The following is a 19911-nucleotide window of genomic DNA, read 5'->3' as shown; positions in this document are numbered from 1 at the left end:
GGTGGTTTCTCCCAGACCGCTCTCCGTACACGATCCGTTACACTTGGTCCGTGCCGCGCCACGCTCCCCTCAGAAAAATCAATAAGCGGCAATGGATTGGCCACACTGTACACCATTCGTTACGGCGTACGTATTCGTTTACAGGCGCGCTGGCCGTGGTACCCTGCCTCATCCACCGGGGGAAACCATGCGCATCGACGTCCTGTTCGCCGACCGGGTCGGCATCGCCCACGAGATTCTGGCCGTGCTCGCGAAGCGGCGCCTGAACGTCGTAGCGGTGGAGGTGGACCCGCCGCACATCCACATCGACGCGCCGGAATTGGACGTTCCGTCCTTCGGCCAGCTCGACGCCGCGCTGCGCACCGTGCTGGGCGTGGAGTCGGTCACCCCCATCGACATCCTGCCGGGCACCCGGCGGCGGCTGCATCTGGACGCCCTGCTGGCCGCCCTGCCCGACCCGGTTCTGGCGGTGGACCGCGCGGGCCGGATCGTGGTGGCGAACGCCGCCGCGGCGACCGTCGCGGGCCGCAGCGAGGCCGCCCTGACCGGCGCCGACTTCGGGCGCCTGTTCGGCGATCCGGAATTGTCGGACCTGCTGGTGGACAACGGCTTCCGCCTGAACACCGGCCAGGAGGTCACGCTGAACGGCCAGCCCTTCCTGCTGGACGCCACCCCCATCGTGGAGGACGGGCGGCCCGCCGGGGGCGTCGTCACCCTCTTCGCGCCGAGCCGTCTCGGCGAGCGGCTGAACGCGCTCCAGAACTTCGACGAGGGCGGATTCGACCGCATCCTGGGCGACTCCGCCCCCGTCCGCTCGCTGAAGGCGCGGGCGGCACGGGTCGCGGCGGTGGACGCGCCGCTGCTGATCCTGGGCGAGACGGGCACCGGCAAGGAGCTGATCGCCCACGCTTGCCACCGCGCCAGCCCGCGCCGCGACAAGCCCTTCCTGGCGCTGAACTGCGCCGCCGTGCCGGAAAGTCTGGCGGAAAGCGAACTGTTCGGCTACGCCCCCGGCTCCTTCACCGGGGCGCAGCGCGGCGGCAAGCCCGGCCTGCTGGAGTTGGCCCACGGCGGCACGGTCTTTCTGGACGAGATCGGGGAGATGTCGCCCTATCTCCAGGCCAAGCTGCTGCGCTTCCTGAACGACGGGCGCTTCCGCCGCGTCGGCGGCGACCGGGAGCAGACGGTGGACGTGCGCGTGGTCAGCGCCACCCACCGCGACCTGGACGCCATGGTCGCCGGCCACAGCTTCCGCGAGGACCTGTTCTACCGGCTGAACGTGCTGTCGCTCCAGGTCCCGGCGCTGCGCGAGCGCGGCGACGACATCCTGCTGCTGGCCCGGCACTTCATCGCCCGCGCCTGCGCCCAGGCCCGCCGCCCGCCCTGCCGGCTGACCGTCGCGGCCAGCGCCGCCCTGCTCGCCAACCCCTGGCCGGGCAACGTCCGCCAGTTGGAGAATGTCATCTTCCGCGCCGTGACGATGAGCGACGGCGCCTATCTCGACGCCGCCGACCTGGAACTGGCGGGTGCGCGCATGGAGGCGGAATCCGGGGCGGAGCCCGCCGAGGCGGCAAGCTGGGACGACGCGCTGGCGGCCTTCGAGCGCGGCCTGCTCCGCCGCCTCTACCCGCGCCATCCCTCCAGCCGCAAGTTGGCCGCCCGGCTCCACACCTCGCACACGATGATCGCGAACAAGCTGCGGAAATACGGGATACCGGACGGGACGTGAGCGCCCCGCGCTAGATGCGCGAGCGTTCCGCCTTGCTGTAGTTGCTGAAATGGCCCTCCGACGCCGCGGCCCGGCGGGCGGTCTTCAGGAACTTGTCGGCCTTGGTGTCCGGCGCGATGCGCGCCACCAGCTTTTCCAGCGCCGCCGACCCGCAGGACGCGCAGACGGGCGTGTCCGACGAGCGTACCAGCGCTTCGAAGTCGTGGTTGCAGGCCGTGCAGTGGTAGGAATAGAGCGGCATGGGGGTCCTCACACGGGTCGGAAACCGGGTACACCCATCATATCACGCAATTTTTTTATGGGTATAGCGCAGTGCAGCAATCGCACCCCGCCGAACCCTTCTGCGGTAGGATAGCCCGACGATAAGAATGGAGGAACGGGTGATCTACGCCTTCGACGACAAGGCCCCGCAGCTTTCGCCCGACTGCTGGGTGGCCCCCAACGCCACCGTGGTCGGCGACATCCTGCTGGAAGAGGACGTGTCCGTCTGGTGGGGCGCGGTTCTGCGCGCGGAGGAGGAGCGCATCAGCATCGGCGCCGGCAGCAACGTCCAGGACAACGCCGTCCTCCACGTCGATCCGGGCTTCCCCCTGACCATCGGGCGGAACGTGACCGTCGGCCATCTGGCGATGCTGCACGGCTGCACCGTGGGCGACGGCAGCCTGATCGGCATCGGCGCCACCGTGCTGAACGGCGCCCGCATCGGGCGCGACTGCCTGATCGGCGCCCACGCCTTCATCGCGGAGGGCAAGGAGATCCCCGACCGCTCCCTGGTGCTCGGCGCGCCGGGCAAGGTGGTGCGCACGCTGTCGGACGAGGATGTCGAGCGGATGCGCGCCCCCGCCGCGGTCTACCGCGAGCGCTGGAAGAGCTACGCCAGGGGCCTGCGCCCCATCGCCGGTCCCGGCCAGCCCTGAGGCCGCGCGGCGTGGGGCGCCCTCAGGCTCCGGCGCCCTTGACGAAGAAATACAGGGTCAGCCCCACGCCGATCGACACCACCACCCACTTCATCACGTCGCGGCTGACCCGCTTCGCCGCGTGCGCCCCGGCATAGCCGCCGACGACCGCCGAGACCGCCATGACGGCGGTTTCCGGCCAGGACACCGCATCCGACAGGCAGAAGGCCGCAACCGCGGCCCCGTTCATCAGCGCGGCCAGCAGGATGCGCAGCCCGTTCATGGCGTGGATGTCGCGCAGGCCGAACAGCGTCAGGGCCGCCAGCATCAGGAAGCCGATCCCGCCGCCGAAATAGCCGCCATAGACGGCGATGACGAACTGGACCACCAGCACCGACCGCCCACCCAGCCGCAACCGGGCGGCCAGCGCCGGCATGAAGCTGCCCACCGCGAACACCGCCGTCGCGAACAGCAGCAACCACGGCACCAGCCCGGCAAAGGCGCGGTCCGGCGTGGTCAGCAGAAGAACGGCCCCGACCACGCCGCCGACGAGGCTGACCACGGAGAAGGCGGTGACGCTGACCTCCGTCACGCCCCGGATCTCGTTGCGGTAGGCCCAGGCGCTGGCCATCTGGCCGGGAAACAGGGCGACGGTGCTCGACACGTTGGCGCTGACCGGCGGCACCCCGGCGAACAGCAGCGCCGGGAAGGTGATGAAGGCCCCGCCCCCGGCGACGGCGTTGAGCACACCCGACGCGAAAGCCGCCAGCATCAGCAGCATCATGGCAACCATCGGACCCCGTCCCTGACCCTCGCACGCATCAATGTATTTGGCATGCCAAACGCGGTTGCGGGCACTCCGACAATGGCCATAGGTCCCTGCCCCACCCTCAAGGACGGAAAACACAAAATCACTGATTGTTCGTTACATTAGCTATTGACGGGTCTTGGCATCTGGTATACCAAATATCCATCGCCCGCCACTGCCCGATGCCCAGGCGCCGCCGACGGCCTTCGATTAGCCCGACGCGGCCCCACCGGCGACCGTCCGGTCCCCCCGCGGGGGCCTCCGTGCAGGGCGTGCTCACGCAACCCGCTGTCTGGTGGAGGGCTCGCCATGAAAGTCGCCGACATTCTTCGGACCAAGGAATCCCGCGTCGTCACCGTCCGTTCCGGCGAAACCATCGAGGAGGCGATCCGGCTCATGAAGTCGGAGAACATCAGCGCCCTGGTGGTGAAGGACGTCTGCCGGACGGAGGGCAACGCCGTGGCCGGCATGCTCTCGGAGCGCGACGTCGTCTACGCGCTGCTGGAGCGCGGGGCCTCGGTCCTCAAGACGCCGGTCTTCATGCTGATGTCGCGCGCCCCGCAGACCTGCACGCCGGACGACAGCCTGCACCATGTGCTGGAGCTGATGGACCGCCATCACATCCGCCATCTGCCGGTGCTCGACGGTTCGACGCTGGTCGGCGTCGTCAGCGCCCGCGACTTCACCAAGCTCCAGCTCACCGAGATGGTCGCCCACCCCCAGCCCCCGGCGCAGGACTCCCCCGTCTACACCCACTGACGGCACCGCCATTCCAACGGAAAAGGCCCTTCGCCCCGCCGGACGAAGGGCCTTTTCCGTTGGCCTCAAGGATCACTCACCAAGCTTCCCGGCCCAGCGCAGCAGCGTCGCCACGGCTTCCGGCGGTTCGGGGCGGATCATCGGAACGCTGCCGAGAATCACCTCGCCCGTCCCGCCATCCACGGTGATGAGGTCGCCCGCCCGCACGGTCACCGCGCCCGCGGTCATCACGCCCGCCGCCGGATCGACGCGCAGGGCGCGGGCGCCGGTCACGCAGGGCAGCCCCATGGCGCGGGCCACGGTGGCGGCGTGGCTGGTCGCTCCGCCGCGGGCGGTCACCACGGCGCAGGCCGCCTGCATCCCATGCACGTCGTGGGGGGAGGTCTCCGGACGGCACAGCACCACCGCCACCCCCTCCGCGGCCAGCCGGACCGCCTCGTCCGAGGTGAAGACGACGGCGCCCGTGGCCGCGCCGGAAGAAGCCGGCAGACCGCTGGCGATCACGTCACGGGGCGCGTCCGGGTCGGGGATGGGACGCAGCCCGTCCGCCAAAGCCGGCAGGTCGGCGCGCCGCACCGCCTCCGCCCGCGTGATGATGCCGGCCAGCGCCATCTCCGTGGCGATCCGCACCCCCGCTTCCGGGGAGCGCTTGCCGGCGCGCGACTGGAGGATGAACAGCCGCCCCTGCTGGACGGTGAACTCGATCTCCTGCATGTCGCCGAAATGGCGTTCCAGCCGGTCGGCGAGGCGCCCCAGCTCGGCAAAGGCCGCGGGGGCCACCGTTTCCATGGAGGGGCCGGCGCCGGACAGCGGCCCCGGCGTGCGCAGGCCGGACACGATGTCCTCCCCCTGGGCGTCGGCCAGGAACTCCCCGCACAGCACGGCCTCGCCGGTCACCGGATCGCGGCTGTGGACCACGCCGGTGCCGGAGGCGGCGCCGCGGTTGCCGAACACCATGGACTGCACCGTCGCCGCGGTGCCCCAGTCGTCGGGGATGCCGTGCAGCGCGCGGAAGGCCGCCGCCCGGGCGTTCCCCCAGGAGCGGAAGATGGCGCCGATGGCGGCGAAAAGCTGCGCCCGCGCGTCCTGCGGGAAAGGCTCCCCCGCCTCGCGCTCGATGACGTCCCGGTAGGCGGTGGCCACGGCGCGCCAGTCGGCGGCGTTCAGGTCGGCGTCGCGGACCAGCCCCCGCCCCTCCTTGTAGGCGTCCAGCGCCGCGTCGAAGGCGTGGGCGCCCACCCCCTGCACCACCGTGCCGTAGGTTTGGATCAGCCGGCGGTAGCAGTCGTAGGCGAAGCGCGCGTCGCCGCTGCGGGCGGCCAGCCCCTTCACCGTCGCGTCGGTCAGGCCGAGATTCAGGATGGTGTCCATCATGCCGGGCATCGACGCCCGCGCGCCGGAGCGGACCGACACCAGCAGCGGATTTTCCGACCCACCGAAGCGCCCCCCCGCGGCGGCTTCCAGCCGGAGCAGGGCCTCCTCCACCTGGGCCGTCAGCCCGGCGGGAAAACGGTTCTGCCCGGCGCGGTGCCGGCGGCTGGCTTCCGCCACGATGGTGAAGCCGGGCGGCACCGGCACACCCAGCCGCGCCATCTCGGCCAGACCGGCGCCCTTGCCGCCCAGTTCCGCGACCATGCCGCCGTGCCCCTCCGCACCGCCGCCGCCGAAGGCGTAGACCCACCGCTGTCCACCGGCAGCCGGCAGCGCCGCATGCCCGGCAACCACCGCCGGACCCACGGCGATGGAGCCGCCGGCGTCGGTGGAGCCTTGGATGATGGACTGGTGCAGCATCGACCTATCCTCGCGTGGGCACGGCCTTCAGGCGCCTCGTGGACATGAACGGAAAATTTTCTCGGTTAAACCGATATCTTATTTCCCCATAATGCCGCTTTGCGCACGGAGTGCAATGCACAAATAGTCGCATTTGAGACGATAACGCTTCGGCGGATCAAAAGGGCACGGAAAATTCCGCATCGTGGAATTTTGCGCGGGATTTTCGCCGGAATTTCGGGGTGCCGTCAGCCCAACCGCGCTTGATCCAGCGGGACGCGGGTCAGGGGATAGCCCAGCCCGTCCGGGATGCACAGCGCCGGCCCCTCCGGCGTGTCCGCCGGACGGGGAAGGATCGGCGTCAGCGGGTGGAAGCGCGCGGCTTCCTCCATCGCATGCCGCGCCGTGCGGCAACCGGCCAGGCGCAGCAGATTCATGCGCGTGGCGAAGACCAGCGACAGCCGCTCCGCCTCGGCCTCGGCCAGGATGGCCCGCGGTGTGCCCCAGAATCCGGCGACCGCCTCCACCCCGTCCACCACGGCGGTCTGCCGCGCCGGGGCCTTGGCCAGGAAGAACAGGGTGTCGAAGCGCCGCCACACGCTCTCCGGCGTGATCCAGCGGGCGAAGGGCACCAGCGCGGCCACGTCCGGGTCCAGCCCCGCCGCCCGCAGCCGGTCGAGGAAGGTCCCGCCCGTCGCGGCGCGCAGCCGGTCGGAAAGGGCGGCATCCACGGTGCCGCCGGCCAGCAGAAGCCCGCACTCCTCGAACGCCTCGCGGATCGCGGCCAGCCGCTGCGGCAGGTCGTTGCTCAGCGGCAGCGACAGGTCCCGCCAGGGCAGCTCGCTGTCCTCCGCGTCCAGCCGCCCGCCGGGAAAGACCGTGGCGCCGGGTGCGAAGCGCAGGTCGCGGTGGCGCTGGATCATGAAGACCTCCAGCCCGTCCACGCCGTCGCGCAGAAGGATCAGGCTGGCGGCGGGAAGCGGTTCGACGGGCGAAGTCATGGCCGGCGCGTTCATGGCATCGTCCTGTCCGGTGGCGGGCCTTCAGTGTCCGCCCGCCCCGCCCTTGCGGTCAAACCAACCGTGTGACTTCCCGCCATGTGGAAAAGCCATAGCGCCGGTTTGACCCCTCCCCCTCCCCGGCCGCAGCATCCATCCCAGCACCGCCCTGCCAGGAGGCCAGCGCCATGCCGCGCAACCGCAGCACCAAGATCGTCGCCACTCTGGGGCCGGCCAGTTCGACCTACAGCCAGATCTTCGCCCTCGCCGAGGCCGGCGTGGACGTCTTCCGCCTGAACGCCAGCCACGGCACGCAGCGCGACCACGCCGAACGCTACCGCCAGATCCGCGCGGTGGAGGAGACCGTCGGGCGCCCCATCGGCGTGCTTCTCGACCTTCAGGGTCCGAAGCTGCGCGTCGGCACCTTCCAGGAGGTGGCGGTGATCCTGGCCGGCGGCGACCGCTTCCGCCTCGACCTCGACCCGACGCCGGGCGACCGCAGCCGCGTCTGCGTCCCGCATCCCGAGATCTTCGCCAGCCTTGAGCCGGGCCACGAGCTTCTGCTGAACGACGGGCGCATGCGCCTGCGCGTGCTGAGCTGCGGCCCCGACCATGCGGAGACCGAGGTGCTGGTTGGCGGCACCCTGTCCGACCGCAAGGGCATGAATGTCCCCGGCACCACGCTGGCGCTCAGCGCCCTGTCGGAGAAGGACCGCAGCGACCTCCAGTTCGGCCTGACGTTGGGGGTGGACTGGATCGGCCTCAGTTTCGTCCAGCGGCCCGAGGACATCCTGGAGGCACGCGCCCTGATCGGCGACCGCGCCCACATCATGACCAAGGTGGAAAAGCCAGCCGCCCTGCCCCGGCTGGAGGAGATCATCGCCCTGTCGGACGCCGTCATGGTGGCCCGCGGCGACCTGGGCGTGGAACTGCCGCCGGAGGACGTTCCCGGCCTTCAGAAACGCATGATCCGCATGAGCCGCGCCGCCGGCAAGCCGGTGATCGTCGCCACCCAGATGCTGGAATCCATGATCACGGAGCCGACGCCGACGCGCGCCGAAGCCTCCGACGTGGCGACCGCCGTCTATGACGGGTCGGACGCCGTGATGCTGTCGGCGGAATCCGCGTCGGGCAAGCATCCGGTGGAGGCCGTGGCGATGATGGACCGCATCATCCGCCGGGTGGAGCGCGATCCCCTCTACCGCCGCATCATGGACTCCGAGCACCCCCGGCCGGAGGCGACCACCCCGGACGCCCTGTCCGCCGCGGCGCGCCAGATCGCGGAAACCATCTCCGCCGCCGGCATCGCCACCTTCACCAGCACCGGCTCAACCGCCCGCCGCGCCTCCCGCGAACGGCCCACCGTGCCGATCCTGGGCCTCAGCGCCCGGCGCGAAACGGCCCGGCTGCTCTCGCTGGCCTGGGGGGTGCACCCGGTCTGGACCGCCGACGTGGAGAGTTTCGCCGAAATGGTGGAACGGGCGAGCCTCGTCGCCGCCCAGGAAGGGATCGGCACACCCGGCCAATCCCTGATCGTGACGGCGGGCGTCCCCTTCGGAACGCCCGGCACCACCAACAGCCTGCGCGTGGTCACCATCACCTCCAACGGGCTGAACAGCACCGCCGAGACCAAGGTCCACGAACCGGCCTGATCCCCCGACGCCCTTCTCCCTCCGCGGGGAAGGGCGTCGGGATCACTCCAGGAAGTCGCAATGCTTCTCGACGTGCGCCGCCAGACCCAGCGTGTGGTCGCGGATCAGGTGTTCGGCCCGATCGACGTCGCGGCGTTCCAGCGCCTTGATGATTTCCTTGTGGTCGTGGATCGACCGCTCCGCCCGGTTGTCCTGGCCGATGGTCAGCTTGCGGATCGCGCGGATGTGGATGAACAGGTTGTCGGTCATCTCCTGGATCAGCTTGGAGCCGCTGAGCCGGATGATGCTCTTGTGGAAGGCGATGTTGGCGTCGGAATACTCGCTGACATGCTCCTTGGGGTTCCGCATCTCGAAGTTGCGGAACAGGTCCCACAGGGTGCGGATGTCCTCGTCGGTGGCCTGCTGGGCGACCATCCGCCCGGCCATGCTCTCCAGCGCCGCCCAGACCTGGATCATCTCGATGATCTCGGCCTTGGTCTTGCGGATGACGAAGATGCCCCGGCGCGGCTGGAGCCGGATGAATCCCTCCTGCTCCAGCAGGGTCAGCGCCTCGCGGATCGGCGTCCGGCTGACGCCCAGCAACTCGCTGAGCTGCCGCTCCTCAAGCCGGATCTCGTCGTTATGGTCGTAGATGTCCATTTGCGAGATGGCTTGCTTCAACGCGTGGTACGCCTGGCTGCGGAAGGTCGTTCCGGTGTCGAGCGGCTGGACGTTGATCGGCGGAGGGTTCATGGTCGGCACCGTTCCTCAATGCTGGCCGTCCGGACGCACCCCGATGTGCGCCGGCCCGGTCGTGCGAAGGCGTCGAATCGCATCGCTTTCGTATTTGAGATACCAGATGCACATTTCGCGCTGAAAAGTCCAGAACCACGATAAGGAATGGGCGGTCCCGCCCGCCCCTTTTCTTTCGGGGTTTCAGCCTTTCAGGGCCTTGAGCAAATCGGACAGAGTGTCCGGTGCCCGCATCAGCGCGCCCATGACCGCCGCACCGGTGGCCCCGGCAGCCAGACAGCCCGCGACATTACCCGACTCCACCCCGCCGAGCGCGATCACCGGGATGGACGTGCCCGCGGCCAACTGCCTCAGCCCCTCCATCCCCACCGGCGGGCCATAGCCCGGCTTGCTCGGCGACGGGAAGACGGGGGACAGGGTGACGTAATCCGCCCCGCCCGCCTCGGCGCGGCTAATCCCCTCCGCGTCGTGGGCCGAAAGTCCGACCAAGGCGCCGGGGCCGAGCCGCCGCCGTGCCGCCGCCACGTCGGCCCCGTCCGGCAGATGCACCCCGTCCGTCCCGGCGGCCAGCGCCAGACCGGGATCGCCGTGCAGGGTGACCAGCGCCCCCCAGGGCCGCGCCCGCTCCACCAGCGCGCGGGCCAGCGCCACCTGCCGGGATTCGTCCAGATCCCTTTCGCGCAGCGACAGCCAACGCAGCCCCCCGGCGAACAGACGCGCCGCAAGGTCCGGCAAGGGCTGCGCCGCCTGCCGCCGGTCCGTGATCGCCAGCAGTCGGGGACTCGGGATCGCCATCATGCCATGACGATGACAGCGCCATCGTGACTGTGCAAGTGCAGCATAATCGCACACGCAGCATAATCGCACACCCCGCCGCAGGGACTGCCCCGTTCGGCGCGTTTTCCATCAAGCGGAAAGGATTCGCCAACGGTTTGCCAATAGCCGCCCGGCTGACGAAAGCTCAACCCAACGCAACCGCGACCCGTTACGCGAGGGAGGAGACCAAGCCATGGCTAGGATGATGGCGATTGAAGCGGCGGTGCACGTCCTGGAAAAGGAAGGCGTGTCCGTTTGCTTTGGCGTCCCCGGAGCGGCCATCAATCCGTTCTACGCGGCGCTGCAACGCAACGGCCGCATCGGCCACGTTCTTGCGCGCCATGTCGAAGGCGCGTCGCATATGGCCGAAGGCTACACGCGCGCCAAGGCCGGCAACATCGGCGTGTGCATCGGCACCTCCGGCCCCGCGGGCACGGACATGATCACTGGCCTTTATTCGGCCTCCGCCGACTCCATTCCGATCCTGTGCATCACCGGACAGGCGCCGCGCGCCCGCCTGCACAAGGAGGATTTCCAGGCCGTGGACATCCCGTCCATCGCCAAGCCGGTCGCCAAGTGGGCGGTCACCGTGCTGGAGCCGGGGCAGGTCCCCTACGCCTTCCAGCAGGCGTTCCACCTGATGCGCTCCGGCCGGCCCGGCCCGGTTCTGCTCGACCTGCCGATCGACGTGCAGATGGCCGAGATCGAGTTCGATCCCGACGCCTACCAGCCCCTGCCCACCTACAAGCCGGCGGCGACCCGCGCCCAGGTGGAGAAGGCGCTGGCCATGCTGAACGCGGCGGAGCGTCCGCTGCTGGTGGCCGGCGGCGGCATCATCAACGCCGACGCCAGCGACCGTCTGGTCGAGTTCGCCGAGATCGCCGGCCTGCCGGTCATCCCGACCCTGATGGGCTGGGGCGCCATTCCGGACGACCACCCGCTGATGGCCGGCATGGTCGGTCTCCAGACCGCCCACCGCTACGGCAACGCGGCCATGCTGGCGTCCGACTTCGTGCTGGGCATCGGCAACCGCTGGGCCAACCGCCACACCGGTTCGGTGGACGTCTACACCAAGGGCCGCAAGTTCGTGCATGTGGACATCGAACCGACCCAGATCGGCCGCGTCTTCGCGCCGGACCTGGGCATCGTGTCCGACGCCGGGGCGGCGCTCGACCTCTTCATCGAGGTGGCGCGGGAGTGGAAAGCCGCCGGCAAGCTGCGCGACTGGTCGGAGTGGGTGAAGACCTGCCAGATCCGCAAGCGCTCCATGCTGCGCAAGTCCGACTTCGCCAACGTGCCGATCAAGCCGCAGCGCGTCTACCAGGAGATGAACAGCGCCTTCGGCGAGGACGTCTGCTACGTCTCGACCATCGGCCTGTCGCAGATCGCCGGCGCGCAGTTCCTGCACGTTTACAAGCCGCGCCATTGGATCAACTGCGGCCAGGCCGGCCCGCTCGGCTGGACGCTGCCGGCGGCGCTGGGCGTGCGGGTGGCCGACCCCAAGCGCAAGATCGTGGCGCTGTCCGGCGACTACGACTTCCAGTTCCTGATCGAGGAGCTGGCGGTGGGCGCGCAGTTCAAGCTGCCCTACATCCACGTCCTGGTGAACAACAGCTATCTCGGGCTGATCCGGCAGGCGCAGCGCGCCTTCCAGATGGACTTCCAGGTCCAGCTCTCCTTCGAGAACATCAACGCCCCGGAAATCGGCGTCTACGGCGTGGACCACGTCGCGGTGGCCGAAGGGCTGGGCTGCAAGGCCATCCGCGTCACCGACCCGGACAACCTGCAATCCGCCTTCGCGCAGGCGCAAGCCTGGATGGACGAGTTCCAGGTCCCGGTGGTCGTGGAAGTCATCCTGGAGCGCGTCACCAACATCGCCATGGGCACGGAGATCAACAACATCACCGAGTTCGAGGAGGTGCTGGACGTGCCCGCGGACGAGCCGGAACTGGTTCGGGTCTGATCGGCGCACGGCGTGCCCCCCTCCCCACTTCGTGGGCCCCCCCTCCCCCGCTCCGCAGGGGAGGGTCAGGGAGGGGGCAAACGGCCTCACCAGATCCACAGTTCCGCAGGGTGAAAAAGCGTCACCCCCGCGTTGACGCCTCCGCCACCGCCCTCCGATCCTGACGCCAACGGCCAAACCCGACACGAACATCCGGGAGAGAGACATGCCCAAGTTCGCCGCCAACCTGACGATGCTCTACAACGAGCTGCCCTTCCTCGACCGCTTCGCCGCGGCGGCCAGGGACGGCTTCACCGGGGTCGAGTATCTGTTCCCCTACCCCTTCGAGAAGGAGGCGCTGGCCGAGCGGCTGGCCGCCAACCGGCTGACGCAGGTCCTGCACAACCTGCCGGCGGGCGACTGGGACGCGGGCGAGCGCGGCATCGCCGTTCTGCCGGACCGCGTGGGCGAGTTCCAGGACGGGGTGGGCCGCGCCATCGAGTACGCCACGGCGCTGGGCTGCAAGCAGATCAACTGCCTCGCCGGCAAGGCCCCGGCGGGCGTGGCGGCGGACGCGCTGGAGCGCACTTTCTTGGACAACCTGTCCTTCGCCGCCAAGGCGCTGAAGGAGGCCGGCATCCGCTTCCTGATCGAGCCGATCAACACCCGCGACATTCCGGGCTTCTACCTGACCAACACCGCCCAGGCGGAACGGATTCTGGAAGCCGTCGGCTCCGACAACCTCTTCATCCAATACGACGTCTACCACATGCAGATCATGGAGGGCGACCTCGTCCCAACCATCCAGCGCCTGCTGCCGAAGATCGCGCATGTCCAGATCGCCGACAATCCGGGCCGCAACGAGCCCGGCACCGGCGAGATCAATTACCCCTTCGTCTTCGCGGCGCTCGACCGGCTCGGCTACGGCGGCTGGGTCGGCTGCGAGTACAAGCCGGCCAAGGGGACCAGCGAAGGGCTGGGCTGGCTGCGCGCCGCCACCCCCGGCGAAACCGTCGCCGCCTGATTCGAACGCCCGACCCAATTTGAGGACACAAGCCATGAACGTTGGATTCATCGGTCTCGGCATCATGGGCCGCCCCATGGCCGGTCATCTGGCCGACGCCGGCCACACCCTGTTCGTCTACGACATCAACCCGGCCCCGGAAGACCTGCTCGCCAAGGGCGCCACCGCCTGCGGTTCCAGCCGCGAGGTGGCGCAGAAGGCCGACATCGTCTTCACCATGGTCCCCGACACGCCCCATGTGCAGGCCGCCCTGTTCGGCCCGAACGGCGTCGCCGAGGGCCTGTCCGCCGGCAAGATCGTTGTGGACATGTCCTCGATCTCCCCGATCGAGACGAAGGCTTTCGCCCAGCGCATCAACGAACTCGGCTGCGATTATCTCGACGCCCCGGTGTCGGGCGGCGAGGTCGGGGCCAAGGCCGCCTCGCTGACCATCATGGTCGGCGGGCCGGAGAAGGCGTTCGAGACGGTGAAGCCGCTGTTCGAAAAGATGGGCAAGAACATCACGCTGGTCGGCGGCAACGGCGACGGCCAGACGACGAAGGTCGCCAACCAGATCGTCGTCGCCTTGACCATCGAGGCGGTGGGCGAGGCGCTGCTGTTCGCGTCCAAGGCCGGCGCCGACCCGGCGAAGGTCCGTCAGGCCCTGATGGGCGGCTTCGCCTCCTCCCGCATCCTGGAGGTGCATGGCGAGCGCATGGTGAAGCGCACCTTCGATCCGGGCTTCCGCATCGAACTGCACCAGAAGGACCTGAACCTCGCTCTGTCCGGCGCCCGGGCGCTGGGCGTGTCGCTGCCGAACACGGCGACCTGCCAGGAGCTGTTCAACGCCTGCGCCGCCCAGGGCGGCAAGGCGTGGGACCATTCCGGCATGGTCCGCGCGCTGGAACTGCTCGCCAACCACGAGATCGGCCAGAACCACCGCGTGACCGAACCCGCGGAGTGAGGGCTTTCCATACCCCCTCTCCCCGCTGGTGAGAGGGGGTATGGAGTAGGCGCCCACCCCATTGCCCCCTGCGCCAAAACCGTTAGCATTCCCAGGACATGAGGACCGGCGCCGACCAACGGCGCGGCTCAGGGAAGGGACCAGACCGAACCATGACGACCACCGATCCCCGCGCGCTTCTGACCGACATGTTCCGCGCCGCCGTCGCCTCGGCGCAGCCGGCGCTGTGCGTGCCGCCGCATCTTCCGGAACCGCCGAAGGGCCGGACGGTCGTCGTCGGCGCCGGCAAGGCCGCGGCCTCCATGGCGAAGGCGGTGGAGGACCATTGGAAAGGCCCGCTGTCCGGGCTGGTCGTCACCCGCTACGGCCACAACGTGCCCTGCGAGCGGATCGAGGTGGTCGAGGCGTCGCATCCCGTCCCCGACGAGGCCGGGCAGCAGGGGGCAAAGCGCATCCTGGACATCGCCGCCTCGCTCGGCCCCGACGACCTGATGCTCTGCCTGATTTCCGGTGGCGGCTCCGCCCTGCTGGCCCTGCCCGCCCCCGGCATCTCCATGGCCGACAAGCAGGCGGTGTCCAAGGCGCTGCTCCGCTCCGGCGCGAACATCACGGAGATGAACTGCGTGCGCAAGCACCTGTCCGCCATCAAGGGCGGGCGGCTGGCCGCGGCGACCAGGGCGCGTGTGGTCTCGCTGGTCATCTCCGACGTGCCGGGCGACGACCTGTCGGTAATCGCCTCCGGCCCCACCGTGCCGGACCCGACCAGCTACGCCGACGCCCTGGCCGTGCTGGACAAGTACGGCATCACCCCGCCGCAGCCGGTCATGGACCATCTGCTGGCCGGGCGCGACGAGAGCCCGAAGCCCGGCGACCCGCGGCTGGAGCGCGTCAGCACGATCCTGGTCGCCACCCCGCAGATGGCCCTGGAGCGCGCGGCGGAGGTCGCCCGCAAGGCCGGCGTCACCCCGGTGATCCTGGGCAACGCGCTGGAGGGCGAGTCCCGCGAGGTGGCGCTGGTCCATGCCGGCATCGCCCGCCAGATCGTGGAACACGACCAGCCCGCGGCCAAGCCCTGCGTCCTGCTGTCCGGCGGCGAGACCACGGTCACCGTTCGCGGCAAGGGCCGCGGCGGGCGCAACGCCGAATTCCTGCTGGCGCTGACCGTGGCGCTGGACGGGATGGCGGGCGTGCACGCGCTGGCCGCCGACACCGACGGCATCGACGGGACGGAGGACAACGCGGGCGCCCTGCTCGCCCCCGACACGCTGGCCCGCGCCGCCGCCGCGGGCGTCAACGCCAAGGAGCGGCTGGCCGACAACGACGGCTACAGCTTCTTCAGCGCGCTCGGCGACCTTCTGGTGACCGGGCCGACCCTGACCAACGTCAACGATTTCCGCGCGGTGCTGATCCTGTAGGTAGCGGGTGCCGTTTGGGTCATCCTGATATATCACTGATGGCCTAAACGGCACCTGTCCGCCGAAACAGGTTGCTGACTCCACGGATTTTCCGCCACACTCACCGTCAAGGCATCACGAATATGGCGTCTGGCATGCCAATGGCACGCGGCCGGATTGCCCCGTTCGAAGGATAAAGCGAAGCGGCCGGGCCTCGAACGCACCCCGCACGCGCCAGGACAAGAACGAGAAAGCGGACCATCCGGGAGGAGACCATATGCGCCAAACCGGTGCGGGAAGCGCTTCGCCGTGGGGCGGGCGTTGGATGCAGTTGCTTGCCGGCGTCATCTGCATGTCGATGATCGCCAATCTACAGTATGGCTGGACCCTCTTCGTCGAACCCATCGACGACAAGCACGGCTGGGGCCGTGCGGCCATCCAGGTGGCCTTCACCATCTTCATCATCACCGAAACATGGCTGGTGCCCGTGGAGGGCTGGTTCGTGGACCGCTTCGGCCCGCGGGTCGTCGTGCTGTTCGGCTCCGTGCTCTGCGCCGCTTCCTGGGCCTTGAACGCGATGGCGGATTCGTTGCTGCTGCTCTACGTCGCGGCGGCCATCGGCGGCATCGGGGCGGGGGCGGTCTATGGCACCTGCGTGGGCAACGCGCTGAAATGGTTCCCCGACCGGCGCGGGCTGGCCGCCGGGATCACCGCGGCGGGCTTCGGCGCCGGCTCCGCCCTGACGGTGGTGCCCATCGCCACGATGATCGAGACCTCGGGATACGAGGCCACCTTCCTGGCCTTCGGGCTGGGCCAGGGGCTGGTGGTCTTCGCGCTCGCCTGGCTGCTGGTCGCCCCGCCCTCCGCTCCGCTCGCCCGCGGCGGTTTCGCCGCCCCGCCCGCGCAACGGCAGTACACGCCGAACCAGATGGTGCGCACCCCGGTCTTCTGGGTCATGTACGCCATGTTCGTGATGGTGGCCGGCGGCGGGCTGATGGCGACGGCGCAGCTCGGCCCCATCGCGCAGGATTTCGGGCTGGCCCACGCGCCGGTCAGCATTCTCGGCCTGACGCTGCCTGCCCTGACCTTCGCCTTGTCGATCGACCGGGTGCTGAACGGGCTGACGCGCCCCTTCTTCGGCTGGGTGTCCGACCACATCGGGCGCGAGAACACCATGTTCATCGCCTTCGCGATCGAGGCGGTGGGCATCGTCGCGCTCAGCCTCTATGGCCGCGACCCGGTGGCCTTCGTCCTGCTGACCGGGCTGGTCTTCTTCGCCTGGGGCGAGATCTACAGCCTGTTCCCGGCCTGCTGCGCCGACACCTTCGGATCGAAGTACGCGGCGAGCAACGCCGGCCTGCTCTACACCGCCAAGGGCACGGCGGCCCTGCTGATCCCGTTCGCCAACATCATCGCCGACGCAACGGGAAGCTGGCACGCGGTCTTCCTGGTGGCCGCCGGGGTCAACGCCCTGGCCGCCGTGCTCGCCCTGTTCGTGCTGCGCCCGATGCGGACCCGCATGGCAGCGGAGTCGCTGGGCACGCACAGCGGGCGGAGCGTGACGGCCACGTCCTGACGCTCTCTTCCCCTCCCCCCGCCGGGGAAGGAGCCGAAGCGAGGGGGCGCCCGCAAGGGCGTCCCCTTTTCGATTCGGGCGTTACTCCGCCGCCTGCCCCTCCTCCAGATAGATTTCCCCGCCCTTGGCGCGGAAGCTCTCCGACATCTCGGCCATGCCGGAGTTGGCGTAGTCCCGCACCTCCTGCGTGATCTTCATCGAGCAGAACTTCGGCCCGCACATCGAGCAGAAATGCGCGACCTTGGCCCCCTCCGCCGGCAGGGTCTGGTCATGGAAGCGCTCCGCCGTCTCCGGGTCCAGCGACAGGTGGAACTGGTCGCGCCAGCGGAACTCGAAGCGGGCGCGCGACAGGGCGTCGTCCCGCTCCTGGGCGCCGGGATGGCCCTTGGCGAGGTCGGCGGCGTGGGCGGCGATCTTGTAGGTGACCACCCCCACCTTCACGTCGTCGCGGTCCGGCAGGCCCAGATGCTCCTTCGGCGTGACGTAGCAGAGCATCGCCGTGCCGAACCAGCCGATCATGGCGGCGCCGATGGCGCTGGTGATGTGGTCGTAGCCCGGAGCGATGTCCGTGGTCAGCGGCCCCAGCGTGTAGAAGGGCGCTTCCCCGCAGAGCGCGAGCTGCTTGTCCACGTTGGCCTTGATCTTGTGCATGGGCACATGGCCCGGCCCTTCGATCATCACCTGCACGTCGTGCTTCCAGGCGATCTTGGTCAGCTCGCCCAGAGTCTCCAGCTCCGCGAACTGGGCGGCGTCGTTGGCGTCGGCGATGGAGCCCGGACGCAGCCCGTCGCCCAGCGAGAAGGCGACGTCGTACGCCTTCATGATCTCGCAGATCTCCTCGAACCGCTCGTAGAGGAAGCTCTCGCGGTGATGCGACAGGCACCATTTCGCCATGATCGAGCCGCCGCGCGACACGATGCCGGTGGTGCGCTTGGCGGTCAGCGGGATGTGCGCCAGACGGATGCCGGCGTGGATGGTGAAATAGTCCACCCCCTGCTCCGCCTGCTCGATCAGCGTGTCGCGGAAGATCTCCCAGGTCAGATCCTCGGCCTTGCCGTTGACCTTCTCCAGCGCCTGATAGATCGGCACGGTGCCGATGGGGACCGGGCTGTTGCGCAGGATCCATTCGCGGGTGGTGTGGATGTTGCGGCCCGTGGACAGATCCATGACGGTGTCGGCGCCCCAGCGGATCGACCAGACCATCTTGTCCACCTCCTCCCCCACCGAGGACGCGACGGCGGAGTTGCCGATGTTCGCGTTGATCTTTGTGAGGAAGTTGCGGCCGATGATCATCGGCTCCGATTCGGGGTGGTTGATGTTGGCCGCGATGATCGCCCGCCCGCGCGCCACCTCGTCGCGGACGAACTCCGGGGTCACATGGTCGGGGATGGAGGCGCCGAAGTCGTGGCCGTCCCGCGCCGCCGCCTCGGCCAAGCGCTTCCGGCCCAGATTCTCGCGGACGGCGACGTATTCCATCTCCGGCGTGACGATGCCGGCGCGGGCGTAGGCCATCTGCGTGACCGCCCGGCCCGGCTTGCCGCGCAGCGGACGGCGCCCGGCGCGGTCGAAGACGGGAACGGCGCGGGTCTCCCCGGCGCGCAGCCCGTCGTCCTCCGGACGGACCGCGCGGCCCTCATAGGCCTCCACGTCGCCGCGCGCCTCGATCCAGGCGCGGCGCAGCTCCGGCAGGCCGCGGCGGATGTCGGTCTGCACGGCGGGATCGCTGTAGGGACCGGAAGTGTCGTAGACCCGCACCGGCGGCTCCCCGCCGCCGACATGGATGTCGCGCATGGCCACGCGCAGGTCGGGGAAACGCTCCCCGGCCACGTAAACCTTGCCGGACGACGGCAGCGGGCCGGTCGTCACCGAGAAATCGCCGGACGGCGGGGCGCCCTTCGGGGCGGGGGGAAGAGAATCGGGCATCTGCTTGGATCTCCATCGCACATAGGATCGTTGGAGATCCGGGTGTGACGGAGCGGCAGAACGGACGACAGGAGCGGTTCCCATACGGGGAGTGCGCGCGACCTTGGCCCGTTTGTTCCTGTCCCTACGCCGGTACGACCCGGATCAGGTTCAAAGGGTTCGGCGCCTTACGGCATCATCTCAGCCCCGTGCTATGGGGCTCCCCTTGGAACGTCGTCATGCTGAACGATCCGCCCCACCCACGTCAACGCCGATTCACCGGAAATCGGGAGCGCCCGATGAAAATCCGGCATTCTTGGTATCCGTTATCTGGTATACAAAATTCTATTGCGCAGCCTGAGCGGAGCCGCTATGCTGCACCACAACATAACAAACGTCCCCCCGACCTTTTCCGGAGTCCGTCCCATGATCGATCCCCAGACGATCGCCTTCGTCGCCCTGGCCGGCCTGATGGGCCACGCGCTGACGCTGATGCTGCGGAACGACGAGGGTTCGGACGTCGGGCAGGACGAGGAGCCGGACGGCCTCTGGTCGTCGGAGCGGTTCAACCAGTCCGGCGAGGGCCACAACCGCCCCTTCTTCCTGGAATGAGAAAGGCCGCCGCGCGGGGTGCGCGCGGCGGCCTCCATCCGGGAAACGAGCTGTCTGTGACGTGCCGCTCAGTGACCGGTCTGCACCGCCAGCCCACCCGCGCCCTGCTGGGCGGCGAGTTCGGCGTTGCGGGCATGGTGCTTGCGCAGCATGGGCCGCAGGACCGCGATGGCGCAGAAGGCCGCGATGAGGTCCATGGTGGCGCAGATGTAGAGCACGGTCGCCCAGGTGCCGGTGGCCTCCATCAGCAGGTTGCCCAGCGGGACCAGGAGGGCCGCGACGCCCTTGGCGCAGTACAGCACGCCGTAGATCTTCGCCGCATGCTTGGTGCCGAAGGTGTCCGCCGAGGTCGCGCTGA

General features: G+C 69.3%; 17 protein-coding genes, 1 pseudogene and 1 riboswitch. Of the genes and pseudogenes, 10 read left to right on the top strand and 8 right to left on the bottom strand.

The genetic code is table 11. The features are described from left to right. The first annotated feature begins 187 nt into the window (after positions 1-187). Positions 188-1729 (top strand): sigma 54-interacting transcriptional regulator, encoded by a 1542-nt coding sequence (locus QSG27_RS13810; protein ID WP_306707065.1) that lies wholly within the window; start codon positions 188-190, stop codon positions 1727-1729. Between the two features lie 10 nt (positions 1730-1739). Here QSG27_RS13810 and QSG27_RS13805 read toward each other — a convergent pair whose 3' ends face one another. Continuing rightward, the gene (locus QSG27_RS13805) at positions 1740-1970 is read right to left on the bottom strand and encodes an FmdB family zinc ribbon protein (protein ID WP_306707064.1); all 231 of its coding nucleotides are present in this window, start codon (positions 1968-1970) and stop codon (positions 1740-1742) included. Positions 1971-2097: 127 nt separating this feature from the next. Between QSG27_RS13805 and QSG27_RS13800 the strand changes: the two genes are divergently transcribed. Continuing rightward, the gene (locus QSG27_RS13800) at positions 2098-2646 is read left to right on the top strand and encodes a gamma carbonic anhydrase family protein (protein ID WP_306707063.1); all 549 of its coding nucleotides are present in this window, start codon (positions 2098-2100) and stop codon (positions 2644-2646) included. Between the two features lie 22 nt (positions 2647-2668). On the opposite strand, the gene QSG27_RS13795 is transcribed toward QSG27_RS13800, so the two are convergent. Beyond that, entirely contained in the window at positions 2669-3418 is a 750-nt protein-coding gene (locus QSG27_RS13795; RefSeq protein ID WP_306707062.1) for a sulfite exporter TauE/SafE family protein, read from the bottom strand. A gap of 324 nt (positions 3419-3742) precedes the next feature. Here QSG27_RS13795 and QSG27_RS13790 point away from each other — a divergent pair, with 324 nt between their 5' ends. Continuing rightward, on the top strand, positions 3743-4192 hold the full coding sequence (locus tag QSG27_RS13790; RefSeq protein ID WP_306707061.1) for a CBS domain-containing protein: 450 nt from the start codon (positions 3743-3745) through the stop codon (positions 4190-4192). A gap of 72 nt (positions 4193-4264) precedes the next feature. On the opposite strand, the gene QSG27_RS13785 is transcribed toward QSG27_RS13790, so the two are convergent. Continuing rightward, positions 4265-5983 (bottom strand): PEP/pyruvate-binding domain-containing protein, encoded by a 1719-nt coding sequence (locus QSG27_RS13785; protein ID WP_306707059.1) that lies wholly within the window; start codon positions 5981-5983, stop codon positions 4265-4267. Positions 5984-6210: 227 nt separating this feature from the next. Beyond that, a complete protein-coding gene (locus QSG27_RS13780; protein WP_306707058.1) occupies positions 6211-6963 on the bottom strand; it encodes an NUDIX hydrolase in 753 nt (250 codons plus the stop codon). Positions 6964-7148: 185 nt separating this feature from the next. Between QSG27_RS13780 and pyk the strand changes: the two genes are divergently transcribed. Next, complete coding sequence (gene pyk / locus QSG27_RS13775) at positions 7149-8612, top strand: pyruvate kinase (protein WP_306707057.1); 1464 nt, start codon at positions 7149-7151, stop codon at positions 8610-8612. Between the two features lie 42 nt (positions 8613-8654). On the opposite strand, the gene QSG27_RS13770 is transcribed toward pyk, so the two are convergent. Both QSG27_RS13770 and QSG27_RS13765 read right to left on the bottom strand, forming a co-directional pair. Then, on the bottom strand, positions 8655-9344 hold the full coding sequence (locus tag QSG27_RS13770) for a GntR family transcriptional regulator (RefSeq protein WP_306707056.1): 690 nt from the start codon (positions 9342-9344) through the stop codon (positions 8655-8657). A gap of 183 nt (positions 9345-9527) precedes the next feature. Then, positions 9528-10142, bottom strand: a complete 615-nt coding sequence (locus tag QSG27_RS13765; RefSeq protein WP_306707054.1) for a thiamine phosphate synthase — start codon at positions 10140-10142, stop codon at positions 9528-9530. A gap of 211 nt (positions 10143-10353) precedes the next feature. Between QSG27_RS13765 and gcl the strand changes: the two genes are divergently transcribed. The 5 genes from gcl (at position 10354) to oxlT (ending at position 17039) form a co-directional block, all read left to right on the top strand. Then, entirely contained in the window at positions 10354-12123 is a 1770-nt protein-coding gene (gene gcl / locus QSG27_RS13760; protein WP_306707053.1) for a glyoxylate carboligase, read from the top strand. Positions 12124-12328: 205 nt separating this feature from the next. Continuing rightward, complete coding sequence (gene hyi, locus QSG27_RS13755) at positions 12329-13126, top strand: hydroxypyruvate isomerase (protein ID WP_306707052.1); 798 nt, start codon at positions 12329-12331, stop codon at positions 13124-13126. Positions 13127-13145: 19 nt separating this feature from the next. After that, complete coding sequence (gene glxR / locus QSG27_RS13750) at positions 13146-14069, top strand: 2-hydroxy-3-oxopropionate reductase (protein WP_306707051.1); 924 nt, start codon at positions 13146-13148, stop codon at positions 14067-14069. Positions 14070-14221: 152 nt separating this feature from the next. Further along, positions 14222-15484: a glycerate kinase type-2 family protein gene (locus QSG27_RS13745; protein ID WP_306707050.1), complete on the top strand. Its 1263-nt coding sequence runs from the start codon at positions 14222-14224 to the stop codon at positions 15482-15484. 256 nt (positions 15485-15740) lie between these two features. After that, entirely contained in the window at positions 15741-17039 is a 1299-nt protein-coding gene (gene oxlT / locus QSG27_RS13740) for an oxalate/formate MFS antiporter (protein WP_306707049.1), read from the top strand. 81 nt (positions 17040-17120) lie between these two features. Here the strand turns inward: oxlT and thiC are convergent, their stop codons facing one another. Beyond that, complete coding sequence (thiC, locus tag QSG27_RS13735) at positions 17121-18962, bottom strand: phosphomethylpyrimidine synthase ThiC (protein WP_306707048.1); 1842 nt, start codon at positions 18960-18962, stop codon at positions 17121-17123. A gap of 103 nt (positions 18963-19065) precedes the next feature. Further along, positions 19066-19178: riboswitch (TPP riboswitch) on the bottom strand. Between the two features lie 189 nt (positions 19179-19367). Here thiC and QSG27_RS13730 point away from each other — a divergent pair. Continuing rightward, on the top strand, positions 19368-19553 hold the full coding sequence (locus QSG27_RS13730) for a hypothetical protein (protein ID WP_306707046.1): 186 nt from the start codon (positions 19368-19370) through the stop codon (positions 19551-19553). 68 nt (positions 19554-19621) lie between these two features. Here the strand turns inward: QSG27_RS13730 and QSG27_RS13725 are convergent. Continuing rightward, positions 19622-19911, bottom strand: a pseudogene (locus QSG27_RS13725) (oxalate/formate MFS antiporter); the annotation flags it as partial.

The sequence above is a fragment of the Azospirillum isscasi genome, from assembly GCF_030849505.1.
GTDB classification, from domain to species: domain Bacteria; phylum Pseudomonadota; class Alphaproteobacteria; order Azospirillales; family Azospirillaceae; genus Azospirillum; species Azospirillum isscasi.
Note: the sequence above shows the minus strand (reverse complement) of the source record. Positions and strands in the feature narration are given on the sequence as shown.